At 49.1% G+C, this 7,349-nt stretch carries 5 protein-coding genes and 2 pseudogenes; 3 read left to right on the forward strand and 4 right to left on the reverse strand.

Annotated elements, in window-relative coordinates:
• Positions 1-227: 227 nt before the first annotated feature.
• Positions 228-1,233 (forward strand): annotated as a pseudogene (locus tag ACTBDZ_RS13015) (methyl-accepting chemotaxis protein); the annotation flags it as partial.
• A 75-nt stretch (positions 1,234-1,308) separates the two neighbouring features.
• Here the strand turns inward: ACTBDZ_RS13015 and ybfE are convergent.
• Together ybfE and ybfF are read right to left on the reverse strand one after the other, a co-directional pair.
• Entirely contained in the window at positions 1,309-1,596 is a 288-nt protein-coding gene (gene ybfE, locus ACTBDZ_RS13020; RefSeq protein ID WP_438815630.1) for a LexA regulated protein, read from the reverse strand.
• A 174-nt stretch (positions 1,597-1,770) separates the two neighbouring features.
• The gene (gene ybfF / locus ACTBDZ_RS13025; protein ID WP_438815631.1) at positions 1,771-2,556 is read right to left on the reverse strand and encodes an esterase; all 786 of its coding nucleotides are present in this window, start codon (positions 2,554-2,556) and stop codon (positions 1,771-1,773) included.
• A 222-nt stretch (positions 2,557-2,778) separates the two neighbouring features.
• On the opposite strand from ybfF, the gene seqA reads away from it, so the two are divergent.
• Positions 2,779-3,312, forward strand: coding sequence for a replication initiation negative regulator SeqA (gene seqA / locus ACTBDZ_RS13030; protein WP_438815632.1), 534 nt, complete (start codon positions 2,779-2,781; stop codon positions 3,310-3,312).
• A 39-nt stretch (positions 3,313-3,351) separates the two neighbouring features.
• Complete coding sequence (gene pgm, locus ACTBDZ_RS13035; RefSeq protein ID WP_438815633.1) at positions 3,352-4,995, forward strand: phosphoglucomutase (alpha-D-glucose-1,6-bisphosphate-dependent); 1,644 nt, start codon at positions 3,352-3,354, stop codon at positions 4,993-4,995.
• Positions 4,996-5,087: 92 nt separating this feature from the next.
• Here pgm and ACTBDZ_RS13040 read toward each other — a convergent pair whose 3' ends face one another.
• Entirely contained in the window at positions 5,088-5,714 is a 627-nt protein-coding gene (locus ACTBDZ_RS13040) for a response regulator transcription factor (protein ID WP_438815634.1), read from the reverse strand.
• Between the two features lie 1,130 nt (positions 5,715-6,844).
• Positions 6,845-7,096, reverse strand: a pseudogene (locus ACTBDZ_RS13045) (EamA family transporter); the annotation flags it as partial.
• Positions 7,097-7,349: the final 253 nt, after the last annotated feature.

A 7,349-nucleotide genomic window follows, 5' to 3' on the forward strand; every position in this document is an offset into this window, starting at 1 on the left:
GAAGCAATGTCTCAATCCTAGCCCATTGATCATCTCGAAGTGCATAGCGACGTGTCATCTCTTACTTTTTAGGCCAAAGTAGACAATCATACACGCTTATCCAAGCATTTGATGACAGGCCCTAGTGATTTTAAAATTTTGTTTTGCCATGGAGACCTGATTTTGAAACAACTATGGTGATCTGTTCCGATGATTACCCAAACTTTCTATTTATTCAACAAAGCCCCTGTTTGGTTAAACCACTCGATACGTTGCGCGAACACTTCAGTGCTATCGCTTCCGGACAACTCGGCAAACCGATTCATGATTTTGGTCGTAACTGCGTGGGGCGTTTGTTGCCTCTATTACGGGATATGCAAACCAGTCTGGCGACGACAGTCAGTACGATTCGCTCCAGCACGGCTGCCATCTACCTTGGCGCCTCCGAGATCGCTTCCGGTAATAACGACCTCTCATCGCGTACTGAACATCAGGCTTCTGCACTGGAAGAGACAGCGGCCAGCATGGAGCAGTTGACGGCAACCGTTAAACAGAACGCAGAAAACGCCAATCACGCGAGCCAATTGGCATTACAAGCGTCCAATACGGCGCGAAAAGGGGGCGGATCGTCGATAACGTGGTGAAAACCATGGCGGAGATTTCGGGAAGCTCAAAACGTATTGCCGAGATCACTACGGTAATCAACGGTATTGCGTTCCAGACTAACATTCTGGCACTTAACGCCGCTGTTGAAGCAGCGCGGGCCGGTGAGCAAGGGCGTGGTTTTGCGGTGGTTGCCGGTGAAGTGCGCAGGCGGCAAAAGAGATAGAGGGATTGATCGCCGAATCCGCACACTGTGTGGGTACTGGCTCGCAGTTGGTTGAAGATGCGGGTGTTACCATGAGTGACATTGTGCGTGCCGTGACCAATGTGACGGACATCATGGGGGAAATTGCCTTGGCTTCCGGTGAGCAAAGCAAGGGTATTGCACAGGTTGGACGAGCTGTGGCAGAAATGGATAGTGTGACGCAGCAGAATGCGGCACTCGTGGAGCAGGCGTCTGCGGCAGCACTGTCGTTGGAAGAGCAGGCTGCGGTGCTTAACCGGACTGTGGCGGTGTTCCAACTGTCTGAATCCGTCGTGCCCGTGGCCGCCCCTGCTGCTGCGCCGGTTGCCGCCTTGGCGCGTGCTGGCAGTGGCACAGCAACAAAAAAGGCGTTGCCACCGGGAAACGATAACTGGGAACAATTTTAACCGAGCGGTCTACCCATCAATGTTGTTACCAGGGAGGGAAACAGGGCGTCATGGATGACGCCGGAAATCAAGGTATCAGGATGAAAGGTCTTTGCACGCCAGTTGCGCTAGCAACATGCGTTCAATGAGTTCACTACGGCTGATGTTCTGCATTTCAGCCAGGCTATTGAGTGCTTCCACGGCTTCCTCATTAATTTTCAATTCGATGCGGCGCAAGCCCCGCACCTTGTCACGACGCAATTGATTGCGCTTGTTAATGCGAAGCTGTTCGTCGCGTGAAAGCGGGTTGGTTTTGGGAAGACCAGGCCGACGTTCATCCGCGAACAGATCCAACGTGGTACGGTCCGTTTGTTCTTTTGCCATAGGTAGTGCTGCTGCAAGGAAGTCTGACCAAAATGCACGTCTCGGTTAAGCGTGACATTTTGATGATGTGGTTACTGTGCATAAGGCTGATTCAGTCGTCCCTCTACTGCGGGCGCCATCATACCCCAGCGAGGCTGGCGGCGACAATGGGTAACTGCCGCCGATCGCTACGGATTATGCGGGTGGCTCTTCAAGGAAACGGTGAATAGCGCGTAGAACCGCATCGGGTTTTTCTGCATGAACCCAGTGGCCGCAGCCTGCTATCACATGTGCTTTGGCATTGGGAAACTGCTGCAAAAGCGTTTCCCGATAGCGGTCGTCCAGATAAGGCGATGCCGCACCGCGAATGAAAAGGATGGGTTTGCGCCAGGCGGGTACGGTTTCCCAGCCGACGATGTGCTCATACTGCTCCCACAGCACCGGGACATTAAAGCACCACTCTCCCTGCTGAAAGGATTTCAGTAGAAATTGCACCACGCCTTCTTCCTTAAGGTGATGACGCATGATGGCAGCGGCTTCGGTGCGCGTGGTGACACCAGCCGCGGTAACCGCACGCAGTGCTGCAAAAACGTCATCGTGGCGACGCAGTTGGTAATCCACCGGCGCAATATCAATGGCGACGATCTTCTCAATACGGTCAGGGATCTGTGCACTTAACGCCATGGCGGTTTTTCCTCCCATGGAGTGCCCGATGATAATGGCGTTATCGATGGTTAATGCATCCAGTAATGCTTTCACATCGCCAGCCATGGCCGGGTAGTTCATTTCCGGCGTGCGCGGTGATAATCCGTGGTTGCGTAAGTCGACCTGAATGACATCGTGCTGCTTTTGCAGATCTCGCGCCAGAATGCCCAGGTTATCCAGATTACCAAACAGACCGTGAATCAATACGATAGGCAATGCATGCGTGGGCTGTTGCGCATTTTGCAAGCGATAATTCAATTTCATGGTGAAGTTCATTCAGAGACACAGGCGCTTAGGGTATCATGACTGCTGCCGATGATGTTGCCCTGTGGAAAATGAAGACTATGCTTTTTGCAGGTTACAGGTAATGGGGCGAGGGAGCAGATGGGGGATCGTCTGACTTTCGATATTGTTTGTGTAATGCCGCTGTTCGGTGGTATTGATTCGCCTATTATACTTCTTGCCGATTAATTAGAGTAAAAACAGTACTGGATAAAGATGAAAACTATTGAGGTCGACGAAGAGCTGTATCGTTATATTGCCAGCCACACGCAGCACATTGGTGAAAGCGCCTCGGATATTCTGCGTCGCATGTTGAATTTCCGGGCAGGACAGGTTGTCGCCGCTTCTGAAACGGCCACAACGAAAGCGCAGGCACCAGCGAGCGTAGCCACAAAACCGCGTGATGGTGTAAGGGCGGTGCGTGAACTGTTGTTGTCCGATGAATACGCCGCGCAAAGTAAATCCATCAATCGCTTTATGCTGGTGCTCTCCACCTTATATTGCCTCGAACCGAGCGCTTTTTCTGCGGCAACCGAGCAGCTTCATGGCCGCACGCGCGTTTATTTTGCCGGCGACGAACACACACTGCTTCAGCATGGAGTCCATACCAAACCCAAGCATATTCAGGGCACGCCTTACTGGGTCATCACCAATACCAATACGGATCGCAAACGCAGCATGGTTGAACAAATCATGCAATCGATGCAGTTCCCCACGGAGCTTGTCGAAAAAGTGTGCGGTACTATTTAGCAAATAGCGTCTTAACGAATAGCGTCAGGGAGAACGCCGATGGCTAATCACCCCAGAGCCGGACAACCCACCCGGCAAAGTGATTTGATTAATGTAGCGCAATTAACGTCACAGTATTATGTATTACGCCCCGATGTGGATAACGCCGCACATGCAGTGAAGTTCGGGACATCTGGTCACCGCGGCAGCGCGGCGCGCCACAGTTTTAATGAGGCGCATATTCTGGCTATCGCTCAGGCGATTGCTGAAGAACGCAAAAAGCAAGGGATCACCGGCCCCTGTTTTGTGGGTAAAGACACCCACGCGCTGTCGGAACCGGCTTTTATCTCAGTGCTGGAAGTGTTGGCAGCGAACGGCGTTGAAGTGGTGGTGCAGCAGGACAATGGCTTTACGCCGACGCCCGCTATCTCCAATGCCATTCTGGTGCATAATCGCAAAGGTAATGCGCAGGCCGATGGGATTGTGATTACTCCCTCTCACAATCCACCGGAAGATGGCGGTATTAAATATAATCCGCCCAATGGCGGGCCTGCTGATACCAATGTCACCAGCGTTATCGAAAAACGTGCCAACGCCCTGCTAGCCGATGGGTTAAAAGCAGTAAAACGCCTGACGCTGGATAAAGCCTGGCAGAGTGGTCATGTGCATGAGCAAGATCTGGTGCAACCTTATGTCGAGGGATTGCGTGAGGTCGTGGATATCCCCGCCATTCAGAAGGCAGGGCTGATACTGGGTGTCGATCCGTTGGGCGGTTCAGGCATTGCCTACTGGCAGCGCATCGCAGAGCACTACCAGTTGAATTTACGCTTGGTCAACGATGCGGTCGATCAGACGTTCCGCTTTATGACCTTGGATCATGACGGTGTTATCCGCATGGACTGCTCCTCAGAGTCAGCGATGGCGGGATTACTGGCGCTGCGTGATAAATTTGATCTGGCCTTTGCCAACGATCCTGATTATGACCGCCACGGCATTGTGACGCCTGCTGGTCTGATGAACCCGAATCATTATCTGGCGGTTGCTATCGACTACCTGTTCCGTCATCGTCCGCAGTGGGGACAATCTGTCGCTGTCGGCAAGACGCTGGTTTCCAGCGCCATGATTGACCGTGTGGTGGCCTGCCTCGGGCGTAAACTGGTGGAAGTGCCGGTCGGGTTCAAATGGTTTGTTGATGGTTTATTCGATGGCAGCTTTGGTTTTGGCGGTGAAGAGAGTGCGGGCGCATCTTTCCTGCGCTTCGATGGCACGCCATGGTCAACGGATAAAGATGGCATCATCATGTGTTTGCTGGCGGCTGAGATTACTGCAGTAACCGGTAAAAATCCGCAGCAACACTATGATGCGCTGGCGGCCCGTTTTGGGGCGCCGAGTTACAACCGTATTCAAGCCTCTGCGACTCACGCGCAAAAAACGGCACTGTCGCGGTTATCACCTGAACAGGTTGCCGCCAGTACGTTGGCCGGCGATCCGATCACGGCACGTTTGACGGCCGCACCGGGTAACGGTGCTTCTATTGGCGGATTGAAAGTGATGACGGATAACGGCTGGTTTGCGGCGCGTCCGTCGGGCACGGAAGAAGCCTACAAGATTTACTGCGAAAGTTTTCTGGGCGCGGAGCATCGTGCGCGCATTGAGAAAGAAGCGGTAGATATCGTTAGCGCCGTGCTGGCAAATGCCAAATAAGCATTCCTTTAGGGGGCGCTGACAAACAGCACTACACCCACCGTCATTCCCGGCTTTTGCCGAGGATGACAGGGGGTAAAGTGACTTTGCCATCAGACTGAGGACGCCCTGTGCGTCCTTTGTCTTTTCTGCTTGAAATAGCAGGAAAGGTTTTCGGCGGCAATACTGTGTAACCACTCGTGGAGATCTGCATGGTTTTTCAGCATCAGCTTCTGCATCGCGTGATTACGGTACGCGCTGATGGCTTTAATGGATATTCCTGATATTTTACTGATTTTACTGTTATTTAGTCCCTGTTTGTAGCCCCATAATACCTCCCGCTCGCGTGGACTGAGGCACTGCATGATATTATATCTCTGTACGTGGGATGGAATCCCAGACGATGAAGGGCTGGCAATGAAGGTATTTAACAACGCGGACAGCGTTTCTGGTGGATCGCCTAGCGCCAGCTGTCCGTCTTCATAACCACAGCAGAGCGTGTTCTTCTGCTTTACCAGCAAGAAAAGTAAGGTAGCATGCCGTTTGCGGCGAAATTGACGCCACCAGCGCGGTGCGTGCTGAGTCGCTGTGGTGAAAATAATATCCGCTTGTTCAAGTTGCTCAGTGGTATGTTGAATATTGACCTCAAGTTTTTGGGTATGGAACCATTGATGGATGAGGTGTCCAAGGCCGACAGTAAAATAGCGATCAAAATGAAGGAGTACAACAGTTCTTTCCATCGTCTAGTACCTATTTAACCGGTTGTTCCCGAAAAAATGTCTGCATGGGCAAATGCACCTGGATTCTATGTAGAGTGAATACATTCATCGATGGTGAGTTAATAAATGATTGATGTAAAAACTTCCTTGTGTTTATTTTATTATCTGGTTTTATGAGAATTTATGTTTGCGGATTAATCTCCCTCTTGGTCTACAGCGCTTTGTATTTATATTTAATAGCATGGTTTTCTCTAATGTCCATTTTTTTTGTTTAGTCGTTGTGTAACTGTTATCCTTTGAAATCACACTCATTGTAACCGTGCGATATCCGTAGCAAAATATATGAATAGTAATCATTTTCTTAAAATGAAAACGGTTGTGAGATTTATATCTTTTTTGTTCTATGATGTGTCTTTTCTTTTTCTGAAGAGATAAAAGTGAAAGGTATTCATTGAGGTTTTCAATGGTAATCGTTTGCTCAGTCAGTTGATGATCAGTTTTTATCGAGTATCGCTACTAATGGAGGGGGTGTTTTTTTATTGGTTTGCCTTTCGTTTATCGTTTATTGGATATTATCATTATGCATATTTGTAACCATTAACGGTGAAACCGACGCTCTCAGTATTGAGAAGGCTTTTCGCTGCGTATGCTCTTGGTACACGGTGCAGCGTTCGTGTACCAAGCATACTGGTTGAGGCCCGTCCCCCTAACGTAAGGTCAATTGCAGGCAAAAGTAACATCAACTGGTATATGACAGCGTTAGTCTGTTATACCGCAGAGTACTTTTTTAATTCTTATCTCATGGGACAGCGATATGGACAGAAAAAATGTTTTTATTCAGTATAAATCATGTGCAGCTCGTTCATTGAAAAAAATCAATATTAAAAGAAAGAGTGATTCTGTTTATTTAATGATGACGCATGTTTATAAAGAAAAGATAAATTGTTTGAGAAATAAATATGATCTTTATTTTTATTTCACCGGCAGGGATAAACAGCATTCTCAATTTATATTTTATTCAATATGTCGCTTACATGAAAAAAGAAGGAGCCTCGGTTGTCATACGATGAGATTTTCTTAATCTAAACCTGCTGCTAACGGTCTGTTGTTCCTTCTTTTTACAAGCCCTCGGCATAAACCGAGGGAAACCCTCAACCTAATGCAACCAGTAGTGCACCAACGGATATCATGGCTACGCCAACGCCGCCTAACAGCGATATTTTCTCTCCAAGTAGCACGGCTGCCAAAATAACAGCAAACACAACGCTAAGTTTATCAATGGGAGCAACCTGAGCCACATTACCACTTTTCAATGCCAAAAAATAGAATAACCAGGAAAGCGCTCCTGCAACCCCGCTTAACAGAATAAATGTCAGTGCTTTTTTGTTGGCAAGCACTTCACCGATCATGGTTGTTTTGGCTTTGTTGAATAAATCAGAACTTGTAACGACTGTGCCCCATCGGGTCGATTGTTACGTGATGCGAATACTGTTCGGCATTCCTAATAGCGTGATCCGGTTAAGCGCTTTGAGGCTTTGTTGAATAATAGGTAATCATGCTGTTTTTCTATGCCAGTTTTGGTAGAAAATGCTTGTCATCTTAGGTGTACAGTTTTCTCATGAGGCCTAACTGCATGATTTTGCGTTGCGAGGATCC

Source organism: Symbiopectobacterium sp. (genome assembly GCF_051710365.1).
Classification (GTDB): domain Bacteria; phylum Pseudomonadota; class Gammaproteobacteria; order Enterobacterales; family Enterobacteriaceae; genus Symbiopectobacterium.

Excerpts from the sequence above, each read along its gene's own strand:
- ybfE (WP_438815630.1), bottom strand. The coding sequence starts at position 1,596 with ATGGCAAAAGAACAAACGGACCGTACCACGTTGGATCTGTTCGCGGAT.
- ybfF (WP_438815631.1), bottom strand. The coding sequence starts at position 2,556 with ATGAACTTCACCATGAAATTGAATTATCGCTTGCAAAATGCGCAACAG.
- seqA (WP_438815632.1), top strand. The coding sequence starts at position 2,779 with ATGAAAACTATTGAGGTCGACGAAGAGCTGTATCGTTATATTGCCAGC.
- pgm (WP_438815633.1), top strand. The coding sequence starts at position 3,352 with ATGGCTAATCACCCCAGAGCCGGACAACCCACCCGGCAAAGTGATTTG.
- ACTBDZ_RS13040 (WP_438815634.1), bottom strand. The coding sequence starts at position 5,714 with ATGGAAAGAACTGTTGTACTCCTTCATTTTGATCGCTATTTTACTGTC.